This is a genomic window from Allofranklinella schreckenbergeri (assembly GCF_003703475.1).
In the GTDB taxonomy this organism is placed as follows: domain Bacteria; phylum Pseudomonadota; class Gammaproteobacteria; order Burkholderiales; family Burkholderiaceae_C; genus Lampropedia; species Lampropedia schreckenbergeri.
The window spans coordinates 1-19,067 of the sequence record NZ_RDQM01000013.1 but is presented as its reverse complement, the minus strand read 5'-3'; the positions used below and the strand labels follow the sequence as shown (position 1 = coordinate 19,067).

The window sequence follows — 19,067 nt, the reverse complement described above, 5'->3', positions numbered from 1 at the left end:
ATGCGCATGCTTTTCGACGTCACCCGGCTGCTGCAATCGGGCTTGCACACCGGCATCCAGCGCGTGCTGCGCAGCCTGCTGGCAGGCTGCGACGCTGCGGGCCTGCCCGCACTGGCCGTATCGTTTGACGGCGCGCAATGGCTGGCCCACCCGCGCCTGGCACCCCACCCATTGCAAGGCCTGGCGCCGCAGCCTGCCCTGCCCCCGCACCCCATCGCCCCGGGGCCGGGCGATGCGCTGTTGATGTTCGATGCCTCCTGGTACCTCGATCCCTGGCCCGCCGTGGATGCCGCCCTCGCCCGCGGCGCACGCCTGGCGGCGATGGTGCACGACTTGCTGCCCGTGCAGCAGCCCCAGTGGTTTCGCCCCCAGTTGCAACCCTTGTTCACACACCACCTGGCCTGCATGGCCGAGCGCGCGCACGCATGGTTCGTCCCCTCCGCCACAGTGGCGCGGGGGCTGGCGCGGCACCTGGGCGGCGCGGGCGCTGCCCCCTGCCCGCGCATTCAGGTGCTGCCCCACGGCGGGGATTTCCTGCTGTGCAACGGCCCGGCGCGCCCGCCTGCATTGCCCCGCCCCAAAGCCTTGCCTGCAACGCCCTACCACCTGGTCGTCTCCACACTGGAGCCACGCAAGCAACATGGCCGCATTCTGGATGCCTTCGAGCGCCTCTGGCAGCGCGGCTTTCCCGCCTCGCTGGTCTTTATCGGCGCGCTGGGCTGGAAGATCGACGCCTTGCAAGAGCGGCTGCGCCAGCACCCCCAACTAGGGCAAAAACTGCACCACCTGGAAAACCTCAGCGACCCCGAGCTGGCCTATTGCTACACCCACGCGCAAAGCCTGATTTACCTCTCGCGCGATGAAGGCTTTGGCCTACCCGTGCTGGAAGCGGCCATGCTCGGCTGCCCCGTCATCGCCTCCGACATCCCCGTGCTGCGCGAAACCGGCCAGAACTGGCCGGTGTACCTCGATCCCGCCAGCACCACAGCGCTGGAGCATGCGCTACAGACCTGGCCCCCTCAATCACCACCAGGCGCCGCCCCACAGCGGCGCTGGGAGGACGTGGCCCGCCAACTGCACGCTGCCCTGCTGCCCTTGAGCGACGCCACGCGCCCCACCGCCACAGCCGCACCAGCCACCAGCGCCCCTCTGGCAGACTTGCCCCTCTCCTGAGGATCACGAAGAATTGCCTGTCATGACACACCCTGCTCCCCTGGAACCCTTGATTGAGCGCATCAAACAGGCCGCCACGCAGCCGCCGTTTTGTGACGTAGAAGCGCTTGTGCCCGAGCCGCTCGTCCTCGAATCGCCCCCGCCACCGCCCCCCGCTGCCGCACCCGCTGCACCCATCGCCTACCCCCTCCCCTCCAGCCTGGCCGAGTTGCTGGCCGCCACCGACGACGAAGCCTTTATCGAAGAAGCCTACGCCTGTCTGTTTCAGCGCCCGGCAGACGCCAGCGGACGCCAGCACTTGCGGCAACTGCGCCAGGCGGGCCGCAGCCGCGCTTTCCTCTATGGCCTGCTGCGCTCCTCGCCCGAAGCCGCCGCGCGCGGCGACCAAGCCGCACTGCCCGACGACGCCCTCACCATGCGCCTGTGGCACGCGCTGGAGCGCCTGCGCGAGGCCCGCCTGGGCTTTCTGGCCCAGCGCCTGGAGCAGCTCTACGCCCTGTGGCGCAGCGCCATGGCCCGCCTCAATGGCACGCGCCGCCGCCGCCGCATCGCCGTGCAAGCCTATCGCTCCGAGCAGCAACAGCGCGTGAGCGAATATGTGCAAACAGAGCAGGCCCAACAGCAGCAGCAAGCACAGCTTTTGCAAAGCCTCCTGGCCCTTCAGGCCCGCATCGACGCCAGCGTCGAGCATCTGACGCAAGAAACAAGCCAATGGCAAGCGCGCATCGCACAACAGCAACAAGCCACCGAGATGCTGCAATTGCGCCTGACGGCATTGCAACAAGCCGCCGCCCTGGGCCAGACCGCCCCCGCAGGGCAGCCAGCACCTGCCCCTTCGGACAACGGCACAGGGGCAAATTCAGCGGCAAATGCAGGGGCGAACGCAGAGACTGGCGCCCCACCCCTCTTGGCCGCTTCGCCTGCACACCCCGGCCAGGCAGCGTCCGCAGCGCTGGCCCACCGCATCGACGCCTATTACATGGCCTTTGAGGCCGCCCATCGTGGCAGTGAAGAGGCCATCGCCCGCAAGCTCGATCCGTATTTGCGCCATCTGCAAGAGCTGCCCCAGGCCCTGCGCCACCTGCCCGTGGCGGACATCGGCTGTGGCCGCGGCGAATGGCTGCGCCACGTCAACGCCCAAGGGCTGCACGCCAAGGGCATTGACCTCAACCCCGTCATGGCCGAGCACTGCGTGCAAGCCGGGTTGGACGCCATCCACGCCGATGCGCTGAGTTGGCTGCGCGCCCAGCCCGACCAGGCACTGGCCGCCATCTCCGCCTTTCACGTCGTCGAGCATGTGCCGTTTGAAGTGCTGTTCCAGCTCATCGAACAAGCCGTGCGCGCCCTGGCCCCTGGCGGCCTGCTGATTCTGGAAACGCCCAACCCGGAAAACCTCCTCGTGGGCAGCCACACCTTCTATCACGACTTCAGCCACCGCAACCCCGTCACCCCTTCGGCGCTGCAATTTCTGCTGCAATACCTGGGGCTGGAGATCGTGCAGGCGCTGCGCCTGAACCCCTATCCCGAGCAAGACCGGCTGCAAGTCGTTGACGCCCTGACCGACCGCCTCAACGGCCACCTCTACGGCCCGCAGGACTTTGGCGTCGTCGCCCGCAAGCCCGCCCCAACCGCTACCGACGCTGCCGACGCTGGCATGCCCGCCGCGTAACCGCATGAACATCATCGTCACAGCCTCCCAAACCCCCTTCATCGGCGGCGGCGCGTTCAACCACATCCAGGGCCTGGTAGGCGCCCTGCAACGCGACGGCCACCGCGTGGAGCTGGTGCGCTTTCCCTTCCAGTTCCAGCCCGAAGCCAGCATCCAGGCCCTGATGCGCCATTGCGAATCGCTGGACTTGAGCCGCCCCAACGGCCAGCGCGTCGATCGCCTCATCAGCCTGCAATTTCCCGGCTACGGCGTGCACCACCCGCACCACATCGTCTGGGTCATGCACCAGCACCGCGCCGTTTACGAGCTGTACGACCCCGCCCACGCCAGCGCCGAGCTACAAGCCCTGCGCGCGGACGTACACGCCTACGACCAGCGCGTGCTGCCCCGTGCGCGGCGGCTGTTTGCCAACTCCGCGCGTGTGGCCGAGCGCTTGCAGCAGTACAACGGCCTGGCCGCCCAGCCCCTGGCGCACCCGCCAGCGCTGGCCGAGCGCTTCGTCTGCGCCGAGGCGCAAAACTACATCTTCTTCCCCAGTCGGCTGGAGAGCCTCAAGCGCCAGCATCTGCTGATCGAAGCCGCACGCCATCTGCGCTCGCCTGTGGCCATCCTCATCGCTGGCACCGGCGGCCAGCAAGATGCGCTACAGCGCCTGATCGCCCAGCATGGTCTGGAGCAGCGCGTCAAGCTGCTGGGCCATTTGGGCGAGGCGGAAAAACTGGCCTTTTACGCCCACGCCCTGGCCGTATTCTTCGGCCCGTTCGATGAGGACTACGGCTACATCACGCTCGAAGCCATGCTGGCCGCCAAGCCCGTCATCACTTGCACCGACTCCGGCGGGCCGCTGGCCTTCGTCGTCGATGGCGAAACCGGCCTGATCGTGCCGCCCGAGCCGCAGGCACTGGCCGCCGCCATCGACCGCCTGCACAGCCAGCCCGCCGCCGCCGCCCGCATGGGCCGCGCCGGGCGCGCACGCTACCAGCAACTGGGCATCGACTGGCGCCACACCATCGATGCCCTGCTGCAAGCCTGAAACGCCGCCCGCCACGCCACATGGCAGCGATTTTACAATTCAAAAAGAAAATAAATACCCATATTTCGGCAATATAGTCATTGAATTTAATTTACATTGAAATATAAAAATAGACAATCCCCCGCATCCCCATCGCCCAGCGCAAACGGCGCGCCAGGGCCGAAAGGCCGATAATCCCGCCCTTGTCTTTTCTTGCCCGTCGCGCCCGCCTGCCCTGTGCGTGCAGGCCACCGCAGTCCACACACCGACGCGCTGGCCTGCCTTGCGCAACCGGCCGCCGCCCGGCGCGCCCGCATCCGCCATGACCGTCCGCATCTACAACACCCTCACCCGAACCCTTACCGATTTCACCCCGCTGGAGCCTGGCCATGTGCGCATGTACGTTTGCGGCATGACGGTGTACGACTATTGCCACCTGGGCCACGCGCGCTCCATGGTGGCGTTTGACGTGGTGCAGCGCTGGCTCAAGGCCAGCGGCTATCGCGTCACCTACGTGCGCAACATCACCGACATCGACGACAAAATCATTCGCCGCGCCACCGAGAATGGCGAAACCATCCGCAGCCTGACCGACCGCATGATCGCCGCGCTCAATGAGGACGCCGACGCCCTGGGCATCGAGCGCCCCACGCACGAGCCGCGCGCCACCGATTACGTGCCGCAAATGCTCAGCCTCATCGGCACGCTGGAGGCCAAGGGCCTGGCCTACCGCAGCGCCAGTGGCGATGTGAACTACTCGGTGCGCAAATTCCCCGGCTACGGCAAGCTCTCGGGCAAATCGATTGAAGAGCTGCGCGCGGGCGAGCGCGTGGCCGTGCTCGATGGCAAGCAAGACCCGCTGGACTTCGTGCTCTGGAAAAGCGCCAAGCCCGAGGAGCCCGAGCAAGCCAAGTGGGACAGCCCCTTCGGCCCGGGCCGCCCCGGCTGGCACATCGAATGCTCGGCCATGGGCTGCGCGCTGCTGGGCGAGCATTTCGACATCCACGGCGGCGGGGCCGATCTGGCCTTCCCCCACCACGAAAACGAAATCGCGCAAAGCGAAGGCGCGCACGGCAAGCCGCTGGCCAACGTCTGGATGCACAACGGCTTCATCAATGTGGACAACGAGAAAATGTCCAAAAGCCTGGGCAATTTCTTCACCATCCGTGACGTGCTCAAGGCCTTCGACGCCGAAACCATCCGCTTCTTCATCCTGCGCAGCCACTACCGCAGCCCGCTCAATTACAGCGACGCGCACCTGAAGGACGCGCGCGCCGCGCTCAAGCGCCTGTACACCGCGCTGGCCTCCACCCCTCCCACGGCCACGCCCGCACCGCTGGCCGCCATCGACTGGCAACAGCCCCACGCAGCGCGCTTTGCCGCCGCCATGAACGAAGACTTCGGCACCCCCGAAGCCGTGGCCGTGCTGTTCGAGCTGGCCGGTGAAATCAACCGCAGCCAGGATGCCGCCCACACCGCACAACTGGCCGCCCTGCTGCGCGCACTGGGCGGCGTGCTGGGCATCTTGCAAAACGACCCGCAAACCTTCCTGCAAAGCGGCGCCAGCGCGGCTGCGTTGGATGCCAGCGCCATCGAAGCGCGCATCGCCGAGCGCGCCGCCGCCAAAGCCGCACGCGACTTCGCCCGCGCCGATGCCATCCGCAACGAACTGCTGCGCCAGGGCATCGTCCTCAAAGACTCGCCCCAAGGCACCACCTGGGAAGCCGCGCAGTAAGAACCTGTTCCAAGGCTCCGCCTAAAATTTCCCCTCCCCGGGCAGACCGAGCACTCTTTATGGCCAAAAAAACGTATCTGGACTTTGAAAAACCCATCGCCGACCTGGAGCAGCGCATCATTGAGCTGCGCGCCGTGCACGAGGGCAACGAATCCGTCAACCTCAGCAGCGAAATCGAACAACTCAGCAAGAAAAGCCAGCAGCTCACGCGCGACATTTACAAAAACCTCAGCCCCTGGCAAATCACCAAAGTCGCCCGCCACCCCGACCGGCCCTACACGCTGGACTACGTGCGCGAAATCTTCACCGACTTCACCGAGCTGCACGGCGACCGCCACTTCGCGGAAGACGCCTCCATCGTCGGCGGCCTGGCCCGCTTTGACGAGCAGCCCTGCGTCGTGCTCGGCCACCAGAAAGGCCGCGACACCAAAGAGCGCGCGCGCCGCAACTTCGGCATGACCAAGCCCGAGGGCTACCGCAAAGCCCTGCGCCTGATGCAGATGGCCGAGAAATTCCAGCTCCCCGTCTTCACCTTTGTGGACACCCCCGGCGCCTACCCCGGCATCGACGCCGAGGAGCGCAACCAGTCCGAAGCCATCGGCCGCAACATCTTCGAGATGGCCCAGCTCAAAACCCCCATCATCAGCACCATCATTGGCGAAGGCGGCTCCGGCGGCGCGCTGGCCATCAGCGTGGCCGACGCCATCGTCATGCTGCAACACTCCGTTTACTCCGTCATCAGCCCCGAAGGCTGCGCCTCCATCCTCTGGAAAACCGCCGACAAAGCCGAAGAAGCCGCCCAGGCCCTGGGCATCACCGCCACGCGCCTGCAAAGCCTGGGCCTGATCGACACCGTGGTGGACGAACCCCTGGGCGGCGCCCATCAAGACCACAAACAAATGGCCCGCCAGCTCAAACGCGAGCTGGAGGCCACCCTCTCGCGCCTGCGCGAACTGCCCACGCAAGAGCTGCTGGAGCGCCGCTACCAGCGCCTGCTCAGCTACGGCAAATTCAGCGAAACCCCCGCCGCGCGGCAAAGCAGCTGGGCATCGCTGGGCGCCGATGCGCGCTAAGCGCCTGCTCCAACTCTTCAAGAAGCGCTCCCCCCCTCGTCATGGCGCCACGGTGCGCTCGCCCGGCCCTGTTGCCAAGCTGACACCATGCCCCCAGGCCCCATCGACCAGGCCCTGCAACGCTGGCGCCCCGCCCTGCCCCTGGCCGTGGCGTTCAGCGGCGGGGCCGATTCCACCACTTTGCTGCTGGCCTGCTGGCAACGCTGGCCGCAGCAGGTGGCAGCCATTCATGTGCACCACGGCCTGCAAGCTGCGGCCGACGACTTTGCTGCCTTTTGCCAGCGCTTTTGCGCCCAGCGCGGCATCGCCCTGCACACCGTGCATTGCAACGCCCGCCCAGCACGCGGGCAAAGCCCGGAGGATGCTGCCCGCCAAGCGCGTTACGCCGCCCTGACCCAAGGCGCGCACGCGCTTGCGGCCACGCTGGGCCAACCCATCACCAGCATCGCCCTGGCCCAGCACGCCGACGATCAGGTCGAAACCCTGCTGCTGGCGCTCAGCCGTGGCGCGGGCCTGCCGGGCCTGGCCGCCATGCCTGCCCACTGGCAACGCCCCGATTGCCCGCACCTGCACTGGCACCGCCCACTGCTGCAAGTGCCCGGCGCGGCGCTGCGCCAATGGCTGCGCGCGCAAGGGCAGGATTGGGTGGAGGACCCCAGCAACGCCGACCTTGCCTTCACCCGCAACCGCATCCGCCACCAGGTGCTGCCCGCGCTGGAGCGCGCCTTCCCCGCCTTTCGCAGCACGTTTGCGCGCAGCAGCGCCCACGCCGCGCAAGCCCAAACCTTGCTGGAAGAAATCGCCCTGCAAGACTGGCAGGCCGCAGGCCAGCGCCCCGCCATCGCCGCTTTGCAGGCGCTCTCACCCGCGCGCCAGGCCAATATGCTGCGCTACTGGCTCGCCAGCGTGGGCGCGGTGGCCCAGGCCGCACAATTGCGCGAGCTGCAAAAGCAGATTGCCGCCTGCACCACGCGCGGGCACCGCATCCGCCTCAAAGTCGGCCAGGGCTATGTGCTGCGCCAGGGCGATGCGCTGATCTGGCTGCAATCCATTCAATCCACTTAATACAATTCATAGCAAAATTCACCTATTAACCAATATGTCGAAAAAGGCATATTTTTTTGCCTATGATTTGGAAAAAATGGGGAAATCCGGGCTTTCTGGCGCATATCCAGGCCAGCGGCTGACAACTTCTGCAACCCTTTTGGCGCCAGCGGGTACAGCACCTGCGGTTTCACCCGATTGTCCAGGCGCGCGCAGTGCACCTATCCTGCCTGGCGCTGGCCGCTGCCAAAGCGGATCGGCCGTTTTTTTGTGGGCCACCCTAGCCGGCTTCGGCCCTTTTCTCTTTCGATTGCCTCAGCAAGGAGACCGAGACATGACAACCCCCCCTTTGCGCGCGCGCACTGCGCTGACTCTGACGGCCACAGCCCTGGCTTGCACTTTGGGCCTGGCCGCTTCGGCCCAGGCGGCCGAGGCCAAGCTGACCGATGGCCTGGTGAAAATCGGCGTGCTCACCGACATGGCCGGCCCTTACTCGGGCATGGGCGGGCCAGGCTCGGTGGTGGCCGCACGCATGGCGGTGGAGGATTGCCTCAAGGCCGAGTGCAAGGGCATGAAGATCGAGGTCGTCAGCGCCGATAACCAGAACAAGGCCGACATCGCCGCCTCCCGCGCGCGCGAATGGCTGGATGTGCAGCAAGTCGATGCGCTGGTGGATTTGACCAACTCCGCCGGCGCGCTGGCGGTGCAGCAAATCATCAAGGAGCGCGGCGGCATCGCCATGTACTCCGGCCCCGCCACCACGCGCCTGACCAACGCCGATTGCGCGCGCAACGGCTTTCACTGGATGTTCGATACCTACTCGCTCTCGGCCGCGCCGGTGGCGGCCATGACCAAGGGCGGGGCGAAAAAATGGTTCTTCGTCACCGTCGATTACGCCTTTGGCCACTCGCTGGAGAAAGACGCCACCGAAGTGCTCAAGGCCAACGGCGGCAGCGTCGTCGGCTCGGTGCGCCACCCGCTCAACGCCAGCGATTTCTCCTCCTTCTTGCTGCAAGCGCAAACCTCGGGCGCGGACGCCATCGCGCTGGCCAATGGCGCGCAGGACACGGTCAACGCCATGAAAGGCGTGCAGGAATTCGGCCTGGCCTCGGGCAAGCAGCAAATCGCCGCGCTGCTGGTGTTCCTCTCCGACGTGCACGCCATGGGGCTGGAAACGGCCAAGGGCCTGAAATTCTCCGAAGGCTTTTACTGGGATCTGGACGAGAAAACGCGCGAATTCTCCAGCCGCTTCGAGAAGCTGCACCGCGGCAACAAGCCCACCATGGTGCAAGCGGGCGTGTATTCGAGCACGCTGCACTACCTCAAATCGGTCGCCGCCGCGGGCACGGACGACTGGAAAGTCGTGGCCGAAAAAATGCGCGAGCTGCCCATTGAGGACGCAGTCATGCGCAACGCCTCCATCCGCGACGATGGCCGCGTCATCCACGACATGTACGTCTTCCAGGTCAAAACCCCGCAAGAATCCAAAGCCCCCTGGGATTACTACAAAGTGGTGGACACCATCGCCGCCGCCAACGCCTTCCAGCCGCTGGAACAATCCACCTGCCCGCTGGTGAAGAAATAATCCCTGCCCGGGGCCTGACCCACAGGCTTGGCGCCCTGCCCAAAGCCCGGCAGGCCAAGCCCCCTCGCGTGGCGCCCTGCTGTCAGGGCGCCATTTTCATTTACCAATCAAAAGAAATATTTCATACCTATTTTGGCAATTTGGTATTGAAAACAATTTTCTTTTGATAGAAACAACACACAAACCATGCACCCTTTTGATCGCGCCATTGCCCTGGAGCCGCTGGGCCAGAGCCGCTTTGCCGGCCACACCAGTGCGGATTACCAAAACATGGTCGGCCCCTTTGGCGGCATCACCGCAGCCGTATTGCTCAACGCCGTCATGCAACACCCCGATCGCCTGGGCGAGCCGACCTCCATGACCGTCAACTTCGCCGGCCCCGTGCCCGATGGGCCGTTCGAAATCCTCGCCCGCCCCGTGCGCACCAACCGCTCCACCCAGCACTGGCTGCTGGAGCAATGGGTGCAGGAAAACGGCCAGCCCGCCATCGCCACCACAGCCACCGTGCTCACCGCCGTGCGGCGGCCCACCTGGTCGGCCACCGATTGCCCCGCGCCCCTGCTGGGCGGCCCCGGCCCCGATCAAGCCCCCACCATCATCACCCACTTCACCCCCTGGCTGCGCCAATACACCCTGGTGCCGCTCGAAGGCGACATGCCCAGCGAGTGGGACGGGCGCGAAAACGCCGAAAGCCTCTCGCGCTTCTGGGTGCGCAAAACCACGCCACGCACGCTGGACTTCTGCGCCCTGGCCGCCGTCTGCGACATCTTCTACCCCCGCACCTGGCTGCGCCGCGCCCACCAAGTGCCTGCTGGCACGGTCTCCATGACGATGTACTTCCACGCCGGCGCGCAAGACATTGCCCAAGCTGGCGACGACTATCTGCTGGCCCAGGCGCGCGGCCAGGAATACCGCAACAACTTCTCCGATCAAAGCGGCCTGCTGTGGCGCACCGATGGCCTGATGCTCGCCAGCACGCACCAGATGCTGTACTACAAGCAGTGATGCGCGCCCTCGCCACATCCGGCGGGGCTCCAGCGAAGGCAGACGGCCCAAGCCAGGATCTGCACGATCTCCAAGCCAACTTTCCATCTTATAAAGGCGCCCGCCCACGCCCGGCGCAACGCGCAGCAGCCGCCTATTTATCTCCAGTATTGCCGCCGCAAGCGGCCAAACGTTTTAGAATCACCCCCGTCTGCTTCCCCACTGGGCTTTATATTTCCTTGAACCAATGCTTTCAAAGCTCGGGCTTGGAACATCCCCCGGCGGGCGTGATCATCTCGCGTCAGATGAACCCAACGCTGGGTTGACCTGGCCCACCTGACCTCCGGTTCAGGCTGCGGGTCCAGAGGGTTGAAGCAGACACCTCCCGCCTTGTTGGCCCGCTTGCTTGGCGGCACCCCTCTCCTCTCTCTTTTCCCTCCCCCCTTTCTCGCCTCATCGCGCGCTGAGCGCATATGGCCGTTTGACGCACTGTGGCGGCGCATAGAATGCGCCCTTTGCCCGCACAAGGGCTGCCGCTATCAGGAGCCGCCATGAGCCAGGACGCCACCGCCACTTCCCCCCATGTCATGAACACCTACGGGCGCGTGCCCATCGCCCTCGCGCGCGGCCAAGGGGTGCGCGTGTGGGATACGCAAGGCCGTGAATATCTGGATGGACTAAGCGGCATCGCCGTCAACACCCTCGGGCACAACCACCCGCGGCTGGTGGCTGCGCTGCAAGACCAGGTCGCCAAGCTCATCCACTGCTCCAACTACTACCACGTGCCCGGCCAGGAAGCCGTCGCACGCAAGCTGGTCGAACTCAGCGGGTTGAGCAATGTGTTTTTCTGCAACTCGGGGCTGGAGGCCAACGAAGCCGCCCTCAAGCTCGCGCGCAAGCTGGGCAACGACCGCGGCTATGCCAAGCCCAAGGTCGTCGTCTGCGAACACGCCTTCCACGGCCGCTCGCTGGCGACGCTGTCGGCCACCGGCAACCCAAAAATCCACGCGGGCTTTTTCCCGCTGATCGAAGGCTTTATCCGCGTGCCGCTCAACGATATCGAGGGGCTCAAGCACGCCGTTGCGGATGAAGAAGAAGTCGTTGCCGTCTTCTTCGAAGTCATCCAGGGCGAAGGCGGCATCCACCCCGCGCGCGCGCAATACCTGCGGCAAGTGCGCGCCCTGTGCGACGAGCGCGACTGGCTGATGATGGTGGACGAAGTGCAATGCGGCATGGGCCGCACCGGCAAATGGTTCGCCCACCAATGGACGGACATCCGCCCCGACGTCATGGCGCTGGCCAAGGGCCTGGGCTCGGGCGTGCCCGTGGGCGCTGTGGTCGCGGGCCCCAAAGCCGCCCACATCTTCCAGCCCGGCAACCACGGCACCACGTTTGGCGGTAACCCGCTGGCCATGCGCGCAGCGCTGGAAACCATCGCCATCATGGAGGACGAAAACCTCCTGGCCAACGCCGAAAAAGTCGGCGCCCATTTGCAAGAGCGCCTGCGCCAAACCCTGGGCAAGCTGGAAGGCTTCGTCGAAGTGCGCGGCCAGGGCATGATGATTGGCGTGGAGCTTGATCGCCCTTGCGGCGCGCTGATCGCTCTGGCCGCCGAGGCCGGCTTGCTCATCAGCGTGACCGCCGAAAACGTCATCCGCCTGCTGCCCGCGCTCATCATGACCGAAGCCGAGGCCGATGAGCTGGTTGACCGCCTGCTGCCCGTGGTCACGCAATTTCTGCAACAAAAACCTGCGGCCTGAATGGAGCACGCGCCCGCTACTGGAGACACCCGCATGAGCACCGCCATCAGACACTATCTGCAATTTACCGACCTGAGCGCCGACGAATACGCCTATCTGCTGCAACGCGCCGCCCTGCTCAAGCAGAAATTCAAAGCCTACGAAAAACACCAAACCTTGAGCGACCGCACGCTGGCCATGATTTTTGAAAAAGCCAGCACCCGCACGCGCGTGAGCTTTGAAACCGGCATGTACCAGCTTGGCGGCTACGTCGTACACCTGACCACGGGCGACAGCCAGCTCGGCCGCTCCGAACCCATTGAGGACAGCGCCCGCGTCATCAGCCGCATGGTGGATCTGGTCATGATCCGCACCTTCGAGCAAAGCAAAATCGAAGCCTTTGCCCGCCACTCGCGCGTGCCCGTCATCAACGGCCTGACCAACGAATTCCACCCCTGCCAAATCCTGGCCGATATCTTCACCTTCATCGAGCATCGCGGCCCCATCCAGGGCAAAACCGTCGCCTGGATCGGCGATGGCAACAACATGGCCAACTCCTGGCTGCAAGCGGCCAAGCTGCTGGGCTTCACCTTGCACGTCAGCACGCCCAAAGGCTACGAACTCGATGAAATGCTGGCCTTGGGCGAGCGCGCCGATGCCCGCCACCTGCGCGTTTTCGACTCCCCCCTGCAAGCCTGCCAGGGCGCGCATCTGGTCACCACCGACGTGTGGACCAGCATGGGCTACGAAGAAGAAAACGCCAAACGCCTGCAAGCCTTTGCCGACTGGAAGGTGGACGCCACCATGATGGCCGCCGCCCAACCCGATGCCTTGTTCATGCACTGCCTGCCAGCCCATCGCGGCGAAGAAGTGGACGCCGATGTGATTGACGGCCCCCAATCGGTGGTTTGGGATGAGGCCGAAAACCGCATGCATGTGCAAAAAGCGCTGATGGAATACCTGCTGATGGGCAAGCAAACGGCTTGATCCCCTGCCGTCATCCAAATCCGGGGCGCGGTCGTACCTGCAACGCCACGCCCATCAGCGCCAGCGCTCAACGCCCTTTTCACTGCCCCTTCAACGGCGCGCCGCAATGCATGCAACGGCGCGCAAAATAATTTCTCTTGCCAAAAACAGTTCCGTCATCCACGGACAAAGCCTTTTTCCCGCACGCTTTGCATTTCCAGCGATGGCTCACCCAAGCTGCGCTGGCCGGAATCAGGAAAAAGCCCATAGCAAATAGCCATTTCACCCACTTTGAATATTCGCCGTATATCCAAACATCCAGCAAGGCCAGTGCAAGCAACAAAACGAAAAAAGCAATCGTCGCATTTCTTGAAAAATACATATTCTCTCCAGCCGCTGCCTGGCATACAGAGCATTACTGCCCCTTCAAGGGAGCGCCGCAATTCATGCAGCGGCAAGCAAAATAATTTCTCTTGCCGAAAAGGTCGCCATCGTCCACGATCAACGGCCTTTTTCCGCACACCTTGCATCTGAAGTAATAGCCAACCAGCGAGCCACCTAAAACGGCTGTCACGATAAAGACAAAAAGCACCCAGTTCAGCAATCTCGGGAAAGCGCCATCCGTCAAAATATTCAGAAAAATCACCGCAATCAGCAAACCCAAAGGCACCAGGGTCAAATTTCGCCAGAAATACATCACTCCCTCCTTGCGTTTGAGCTTTCGCCCGGGGACAACCAATTCAAAAAGGCATCCTAACAGCGCCCTGAATGCGCAAGCAATGGGGTACAAACACTGCTTTCCCCGGCCATGGCGATCGGATGCGCCCGGCGGCTTTTCTACTCTGATATGCATTCTTCCCCCTCCCCAAACGAGCGCACGCCACTGCATACGCAAATGGCCCTGGCGGCGCAGGGTTTGCGCGGCGTGGAGCAAGGCCAATCGGCGCGCGAAATCGTCGCGGCCTGGCCGCCCTCGCCCGCCAAGCCGGGCGCGCAAGCGCTGCTGTATCACACACTGCGCCATTGGGGTCAGGCGCGGGCGCTGGTTGCCCAGTTGGCTCAGCGCAAGCCCCATCCGCAAGTCCAAGCCCTGCTGGCCGTGGCCTTGGCTTTGTTATTGCCCCAGGCGGTCAGCGATGCACCAGCGGCCTTGCCGAGCTATCAGCCCTTCACCGTAGTCGATCAAACCGTGCAGGCGGTGCGCAGCCACAAACGGCTGGCCGCGCAGGCGGGGTTTGTCAATGCCTGCCTGCGGCGCTTTTTGCGTGAGCAAGACAGGCTGCTGGCGCTGATCCACACCGATCCGGCCGTGCGCTGGAACCACCCGCGCTGGTGGGTGCAAGCCCTGCAAGACGACCACGCCGATTGGCAAGCCATTCTGGCGGCGAACAACGCGCGCGCGCCGCTGACGTTGCGCGTGAACACGGCCCAGGGCACGCGCGATGCGTATCTGGCGCACCTGCGCGATGCGGGTATTGAGGCCTGGCCGGTGCTGGAGGCCGGAATCGAACTGGCCAAGCCGCAGGATGTGCACACGCTGCCCGGTTATGCGCAAGGGGCGTTTTCCGTCCAGGACGCGGCGGCGCAACTGGCCGCGCCCCTGCTGCTCGGTGGCTTGCAGGCCACGCCGGAGCAGCAGGGGCAGCCGGGGCAAATGCTGCGCGTGCTCGATGCCTGCGCCGCGCCGGGCGGCAAAACCTCGCATTTGCTGGAATGGGCTGCCAGCCACCGGCTGCCCTTGGATGTGCTGGCACTGGATGTGGATGCCGGGCGCTGCGCGCGCATCACGCAAAACCTGCTGCGGCTGGGCTGGGGGGCTGCGCTGGATGCGGGCAAGGCGAGTGCGAAGGGGCTTGAAAAAGCCGCCGAACCCAGCGCTGCGCCGCCCGATTCCCCCACCGCGGAAGGGCCGCCAATGGACGCACGGCCTGCTGCGGCAGCGCCCCCAACTTCAACGACTTCGGACACGACTTGGCGTGCGGCCTTGCGTGTGGCCGTCCAAACAGGCGATGCGGCCCAACCCGAAGCGTGGCGCCCGCGTTGGCTGGGCGAGCATGGCCTGCTGGATGCGCTGCTGCTGGATGCGCCCTGCTCCGCCTCCGGCATCGTGCGCCGCCACCCGGACATCCGCTGGCTGCGCCGCGCGCAAGATATCGATGCCCTCGCGCGCACCCAGGCGCTGTTGCTGGCGCGGCTGTGGCCGCTGCTGCGCCCGGGCGGGCGGCTGTTGTATTGCACCTGCTCGGTCTTTCATCGCGAGGGGCGCGAGCCAATTCGCCAGTTTCTGCACACACATGCCGATGCCGCCTTGCTGGGCGACATGCTGCAACTGCTGCCCACCAGCGGCGCACCCAGCGCTGGCGATCCGGCAGGCGAAAACCACGATGGCTTTTTCTATGCCTTGCTGGAGAAAAAGGCCTAACCAACCCAACACCCACCAGCACCGGCAAAATACAAATCAATTATAAAAATCACTTTATACCCATCATGCCAAAACAAGGTTATTTATTTTCCTTTTGATTTATAAAATAAGCCTGCCAATGCACATCCCCGGGCCTGCGCTTACCCTTTTGTGATCCCCCGCTTGCCATGAACCCCTCCCGCATCAAACGAAGCCGCCTGAACTGGGCCTTGGGCGTCATCCTGGCCGTGGCGCTGGCCATTGCGCTGGTGCTGCTGTTTTTGCTGGCGTTGGCCACCGACATCCACGAGCTGTACGCGCAGTACTACCCGTGGCTGCTGGGCATCAACAGCGCCACAGCCATTTTTTTGCTGCTGGTGTTGCTGTGGGGGTCATGGCGGTTGTTTCGGCGGCTGCGGCAAAACAAATTCGGCAGCCGCTTGCTCATCAAGCTGGCCGCGCTGTTTTGCGTGGTGGGCATCTTGCCGGGGGCGCTGGTGTATGTGATTTCGTACCAATTCGTCTCCCGCTCGATCGAAAACTGGTTTGACGCGCGGGTCGAAAGCGCACTCACCGCAGGCGTGAGCATGGCCCGCTCCACGCTGGATGCCTGGGTTGTCAACACCACCGCGCGCGCGCGCTATTCCGCCACCCAGTTGGAGCAAGTGCGCCAAGGCTCATTGGGCATCGCGCTGGAGCAAATCCGCGAGCAGTTCGATGCCTCCCAAGTGGCGCTGTGGCGCGCCAATGGCGAAGTGGAATTCAGCGCCGGCCTGCCCAGCGGCACCCTGCTGCCCGAGCGCCCCGCCAACGCCGCCTTTCGCAGCGCCCGCGAGCAGCGCGAATGGGCCACGCTCGAAGGCCTGGATGCCGCCGAGCGCGATCACAACGCCCCCGTGCAAGTGCAAACGCTGGTGCTGGTGCGCGGGCTCGATGGCGACTTAAGCCTCTCGCCCGATGCGCAACGCTTTCTGCAAATCACCGTGCCCGTGCCCGCTGCGCTGGTCAAGGAATCCTTCATCGTCCAGCACGCCAACCAGGAATACCAGGAGCGCGCCCAAAGCCGCCTGGGCCTGCGCCGCATGTATATCGGCACGCTCACGCTCAGCCTGTTTCTGGCCGTGTTCGGCGCCATCTTGCTCGCCGTCGTGCTGGGCAACCGGCTGCTGCGCCCCATCCTCATCCTGGCCGAAGGCGTCAAGGAAGTGGCTGCAGGCAACCTCAACCCCAAAGTCGCCCTGCCGCGCAACGACGAACTCAGCGGCTTGACCCGCGCCTTTGCGCTGATGACGCACCAGCTTGCCCTGGCCCGCGAATCCGAGCAAAAAAGCCTGGCCGCACTGGATGCCTCGCACGGGCAATTGCGCACGATTTTGGACAACCTCACCGCAGGCGTCGTCGTACTCGACGGGCAGCAACGCATCGTCTCCACCAACCCCGGCGCCACACGCGTGTTGCGCGCGCCCCTGGCGGCCTATCAAGGTCGCCCTCTAGCCGAAGTGCCTGACCTGGCCGAATTCGCCGCCCAAATCGCCCCGCGTTTTGAAACCCTGCTGGCCGGTCGCGCCAAGCCCGAAGGCCCCGCGCAAAACCTCGGCGATCACCTCAACGACCGCACCGCCGACCACTGGCAGCACACTTACGAACTCTACGCTCCACCCCAAGGCGCCTCGCCCGAAGCGCATCAAGACTATTCGCTCACCATCGTCGCGCGCGGCGCCATGCTGCCCGACGGCAATCGCCTGCTGGTCTTTGACGATATTTCCGACGTCGTTTCCGCCCAGCGCGCCCAAGCTTGGGGCGAAGTCGCCCGCCGCCTGGCGCACGAAATCAAAAACCCACTCACCCCCATCCAGCTCTCGGCCGAGCGGCTGGAAATGCGCCTCAGCGGCAAGCTACCCGAAAAAGAAGAAGCCGTGCTGGCCAAATCCGTCAAAACCATCGTCGATCAAGTCGAAGGCATGAAGCGGCTGGTAGATGAGTTCCGCGATTACGCGCGCCTGCCCTCGGCCCAATTGCAAACGGTGGACCTCAACGCCCTCGTGCTGGACGTGCTGCAACTCTACGGCGCCGAAAACGCCAGCTTCGCCATCCGCGCCGAGCTGGACGAGCACATCCCCCCCATCCTGGGTGATGCGATGCAACTGCGTCAGGTTATCCACAATCTTTTACAGAATGCCCAGGATGCAAGCCTGCAAGCGCAAGAGAATCGGGCAGAATCGCCAGCAGCTATCGCCATCAGCACCCACTGGAGTGCCCATGCCAACCTCGTGCGCCTCAGCGTTCAGGACAACGGCACCGGCTTTGCCGCCAACATGCTCCAGCGGGTGTTCGAGCCTTACGTCACCACCAAAGCCAAAGGCACAGGCCTGGGGCTGGCGGTAGTCAAGAAAATCGCCGATGAGCACCACGCGGTGATCGATCTGGTCAACGTACAAGATGAGGAAGGCGCCGTGACAGGCGCCAAGGTCTCGCTATCATTTCGTGCCCTTCCCTCAGGGCAAGACGCGATAGCGTAGAAAACCAAAAAGCAGACACGAAACAAAAATGGCAAACATACTGGTTGTGGACGATGAGCTTGGCATCAGGGACCTGCTCTCGGAAATCCTCAATGACGAGGGACATCATGTGGACCTGGCCGAAAACGCAGGCCAGGCGCGCAGCGCCTGCAACTCCAGCAAATACGACCTCGTGCTGCTGGACATCTGGATGCCCGACACCGATGGCGTCAGCCTGCTCAAAGAGTGGTCGCTCACCGGCCAACTGGCCATGCCCGTCATCATGATGAGCGGCCACGCCACCATGGAAACAGCCGCCGAGGCCACCCGCATTGGCGCCTTCTCCTTCTTGGAAAAACCCATCACCCTGCAAAAACTGCTCAAGTCCGTCAACCAGGCGCTAGAGCAAAACGAAGCCGAGCAGCCCCAAAAGCCTGCGCGCAAAAACGCTGAACCCCTGGCAGAACAAGCCGCCCAAGCCGCCCCCCACATCATCCGCGCCATTGCGCCTGAGCAGCATTTGCCCGAGCCACAGCAATCCTTCCACCTGGATCGCCCGCTGCGCGAAGCACGCGACGATTTCGAGAAAGCCTATTTCGAGTTCCATCTTGCCCGCGAAGGTGGCTCCATGACCCGCGTCGCCGAAAAAACGGGCCTGGAGCGCACCCATCTCTACCGTAAACTGCGCCAATTAGGCGTAGAGCTGGGCAAACGCCGCCGTTGACGCCAAGCCATCCTGGCTAAAGCGTGCTTACCCCCAGGAATAGCAAAAATTTTTTAAATTTTTCGCAAAAAACCGCCCTCTTTCCCAAATCCCCCTAAAAATCCTGTTATAGTTCTGTTCTTGGCTCGGTAGCTCAGTTGGTAGAGCAGCGGATTGAAAATCCGCGTGTCGGTGGTTCGATTCCGCCCCGAGCCACCAAACACAAACGCCCAACCGTTCTCGGTTGGGCGTTTTTCTTTGCGCGCTCCGCACACCGCGTGGTGCCCCGTCCGATGTCCGCCGACACTTCTCCACCTGCTTTCAACCCCGTTTTTTCACAAAACAGGGCTGAAACCCGCAGTTGCGCGCGCCATCACGGCATCCGCACGTGTGATTTCTTCTCTTTTCGCGCTATTTCTTGCTCGATCCCGCCCCAACAGGCGCGTTGATCCCTTGCGCTACGCACAAACCAGCAGACAGTTCTG

Annotated in this window: 15 protein-coding genes and 1 tRNA gene; 14 read left to right on the top strand and 2 right to left on the bottom strand. The window is 64.1% G+C overall.

Features of this window, described 5'->3' with window-relative positions; all coding sequences use genetic code 11:
- The 10 genes from EBQ26_RS10060 (at position 1) to argF (ending at position 13,001) form a co-directional block, all read left to right on the top strand.
- Complete coding sequence (locus EBQ26_RS10060) at positions 1 to 1,173, top strand: glycosyltransferase family 4 protein (protein ID WP_238944294.1); 1,173 nt, start codon at positions 1 to 3, stop codon at positions 1,171 to 1,173.
- Between the two features lie 22 nt (positions 1,174 to 1,195).
- Positions 1,196 to 2,842, top strand: coding sequence for a class I SAM-dependent methyltransferase (locus EBQ26_RS10055; protein WP_122238891.1), 1,647 nt, complete (start codon positions 1,196 to 1,198; stop codon positions 2,840 to 2,842).
- A 4-nt stretch (positions 2,843 to 2,846) separates the two neighbouring features.
- Positions 2,847 to 3,875: a glycosyltransferase family 4 protein gene (locus EBQ26_RS10050; RefSeq protein ID WP_122238890.1), complete on the top strand. Its 1,029-nt coding sequence runs from the start codon at positions 2,847 to 2,849 to the stop codon at positions 3,873 to 3,875.
- Positions 3,876 to 4,176: 301 nt separating this feature from the next.
- Entirely contained in the window at positions 4,177 to 5,589 is a 1,413-nt protein-coding gene (gene cysS / locus EBQ26_RS10045; RefSeq protein ID WP_122238939.1) for a cysteine--tRNA ligase, read from the top strand.
- A gap of 59 nt (positions 5,590 to 5,648) precedes the next feature.
- Positions 5,649 to 6,662 carry an acetyl-CoA carboxylase carboxyltransferase subunit alpha gene (locus EBQ26_RS10040; protein ID WP_122238889.1) on the top strand — a complete coding sequence of 338 codons (1,014 nt, stop codon included), beginning with the start codon at positions 5,649 to 5,651 and terminating at the stop codon, positions 6,660 to 6,662.
- Between the two features lie 87 nt (positions 6,663 to 6,749).
- Positions 6,750 to 7,727 (top strand): tRNA lysidine(34) synthetase TilS, encoded by a 978-nt coding sequence (tilS, locus tag EBQ26_RS10035; RefSeq protein WP_122238888.1) that lies wholly within the window; start codon positions 6,750 to 6,752, stop codon positions 7,725 to 7,727.
- A 313-nt stretch (positions 7,728 to 8,040) separates the two neighbouring features.
- Positions 8,041 to 9,291 carry an ABC transporter substrate-binding protein gene (locus tag EBQ26_RS10030; RefSeq protein WP_122238887.1) on the top strand — a complete coding sequence of 417 codons (1,251 nt, stop codon included), beginning with the start codon at positions 8,041 to 8,043 and terminating at the stop codon, positions 9,289 to 9,291.
- 186 nt (positions 9,292 to 9,477) lie between these two features.
- Positions 9,478 to 10,296 (top strand): acyl-CoA thioesterase, encoded by an 819-nt coding sequence (locus tag EBQ26_RS10025; protein ID WP_122238886.1) that lies wholly within the window; start codon positions 9,478 to 9,480, stop codon positions 10,294 to 10,296.
- A 530-nt stretch (positions 10,297 to 10,826) separates the two neighbouring features.
- Complete coding sequence (locus tag EBQ26_RS10020; RefSeq protein ID WP_122238885.1) at positions 10,827 to 12,035, top strand: aspartate aminotransferase family protein; 1,209 nt, start codon at positions 10,827 to 10,829, stop codon at positions 12,033 to 12,035.
- Between the two features lie 33 nt (positions 12,036 to 12,068).
- Positions 12,069 to 13,001: an ornithine carbamoyltransferase gene (argF, locus tag EBQ26_RS10015; protein ID WP_122238938.1), complete on the top strand. Its 933-nt coding sequence runs from the start codon at positions 12,069 to 12,071 to the stop codon at positions 12,999 to 13,001.
- A gap of 79 nt (positions 13,002 to 13,080) precedes the next feature.
- Here argF and EBQ26_RS12725 read toward each other — a convergent pair whose 3' ends face one another.
- Together EBQ26_RS12725 and EBQ26_RS10010 are read right to left on the bottom strand one after the other, a co-directional pair.
- The gene (locus tag EBQ26_RS12725; RefSeq protein WP_147474044.1) at positions 13,081 to 13,362 is read right to left on the bottom strand and encodes an LIM domain-containing protein; all 282 of its coding nucleotides are present in this window, start codon (positions 13,360 to 13,362) and stop codon (positions 13,081 to 13,083) included.
- A gap of 33 nt (positions 13,363 to 13,395) precedes the next feature.
- The gene (locus EBQ26_RS10010; protein ID WP_147474043.1) at positions 13,396 to 13,833 is read right to left on the bottom strand and encodes a hypothetical protein; all 438 of its coding nucleotides are present in this window, start codon (positions 13,831 to 13,833) and stop codon (positions 13,396 to 13,398) included.
- On the opposite strand from EBQ26_RS10010, the gene EBQ26_RS10005 reads away from it, so the two are divergent.
- The 4 genes from EBQ26_RS10005 to EBQ26_RS09990 all read left to right on the top strand — a co-directional run bounded on the left by EBQ26_RS10005 (position 13,828) and on the right by EBQ26_RS09990 (position 18,801).
- On the top strand, positions 13,828 to 15,402 hold the full coding sequence (locus tag EBQ26_RS10005; RefSeq protein ID WP_122238883.1) for a 16S rRNA (cytosine(967)-C(5))-methyltransferase: 1,575 nt from the start codon (positions 13,828 to 13,830) through the stop codon (positions 15,400 to 15,402). The genes EBQ26_RS10010 and EBQ26_RS10005 overlap by 6 nt on opposite strands.
- A gap of 167 nt (positions 15,403 to 15,569) precedes the next feature.
- Positions 15,570 to 17,900: a sensor histidine kinase gene (locus tag EBQ26_RS10000; protein WP_122238882.1), complete on the top strand. Its 2,331-nt coding sequence runs from the start codon at positions 15,570 to 15,572 to the stop codon at positions 17,898 to 17,900.
- Positions 17,901 to 17,928: 28 nt separating this feature from the next.
- A complete protein-coding gene (locus EBQ26_RS09995) occupies positions 17,929 to 18,603 on the top strand; it encodes a response regulator (RefSeq protein ID WP_122238881.1) in 675 nt (224 codons plus the stop codon).
- 122 nt (positions 18,604 to 18,725) lie between these two features.
- Positions 18,726 to 18,801: transfer RNA gene (locus EBQ26_RS09990), tRNA-Phe, on the top strand.
- Positions 18,802 to 19,067: the final 266 nt, after the last annotated feature.

Excerpts from the sequence above, each read along its gene's own strand:
- EBQ26_RS10040 (WP_122238889.1), top strand. The coding sequence starts at position 5,649 with ATGGCCAAAAAAACGTATCTGGACTTTGAAAAACCCATCGCCGACCTG.
- argF (WP_122238938.1), top strand. The coding sequence starts at position 12,069 with ATGAGCACCGCCATCAGACACTATCTGCAATTTACCGACCTGAGCGCC.
- EBQ26_RS10000 (WP_122238882.1), top strand. The coding sequence starts at position 15,570 with ATGAACCCCTCCCGCATCAAACGAAGCCGCCTGAACTGGGCCTTGGGC.
- EBQ26_RS10005 (WP_122238883.1), top strand. The coding sequence starts at position 13,828 with ATGCATTCTTCCCCCTCCCCAAACGAGCGCACGCCACTGCATACGCAA.
- EBQ26_RS10060 (WP_238944294.1), top strand. The coding sequence starts at position 1 with ATGCGCATGCTTTTCGACGTCACCCGGCTGCTGCAATCGGGCTTGCAC.
- EBQ26_RS10050 (WP_122238890.1), top strand. The coding sequence starts at position 2,847 with ATGAACATCATCGTCACAGCCTCCCAAACCCCCTTCATCGGCGGCGGC.
- EBQ26_RS10020 (WP_122238885.1), top strand. The coding sequence starts at position 10,827 with ATGAGCCAGGACGCCACCGCCACTTCCCCCCATGTCATGAACACCTAC.
- EBQ26_RS12725 (WP_147474044.1), bottom strand. The coding sequence starts at position 13,362 with ATGTATTTTTCAAGAAATGCGACGATTGCTTTTTTCGTTTTGTTGCTT.
- EBQ26_RS10010 (WP_147474043.1), bottom strand. The coding sequence starts at position 13,833 with ATGCATATCAGAGTAGAAAAGCCGCCGGGCGCATCCGATCGCCATGGC.
- EBQ26_RS10055 (WP_122238891.1), top strand. The coding sequence starts at position 1,196 with ATGACACACCCTGCTCCCCTGGAACCCTTGATTGAGCGCATCAAACAG.
- cysS (WP_122238939.1), top strand. The coding sequence starts at position 4,177 with ATGACCGTCCGCATCTACAACACCCTCACCCGAACCCTTACCGATTTC.
- EBQ26_RS09995 (WP_122238881.1), top strand. The coding sequence starts at position 17,929 with ATGGCAAACATACTGGTTGTGGACGATGAGCTTGGCATCAGGGACCTG.
- tilS (WP_122238888.1), top strand. The coding sequence starts at position 6,750 with ATGCCCCCAGGCCCCATCGACCAGGCCCTGCAACGCTGGCGCCCCGCC.
- EBQ26_RS10030 (WP_122238887.1), top strand. The coding sequence starts at position 8,041 with ATGACAACCCCCCCTTTGCGCGCGCGCACTGCGCTGACTCTGACGGCC.
- EBQ26_RS10025 (WP_122238886.1), top strand. The coding sequence starts at position 9,478 with ATGCACCCTTTTGATCGCGCCATTGCCCTGGAGCCGCTGGGCCAGAGC.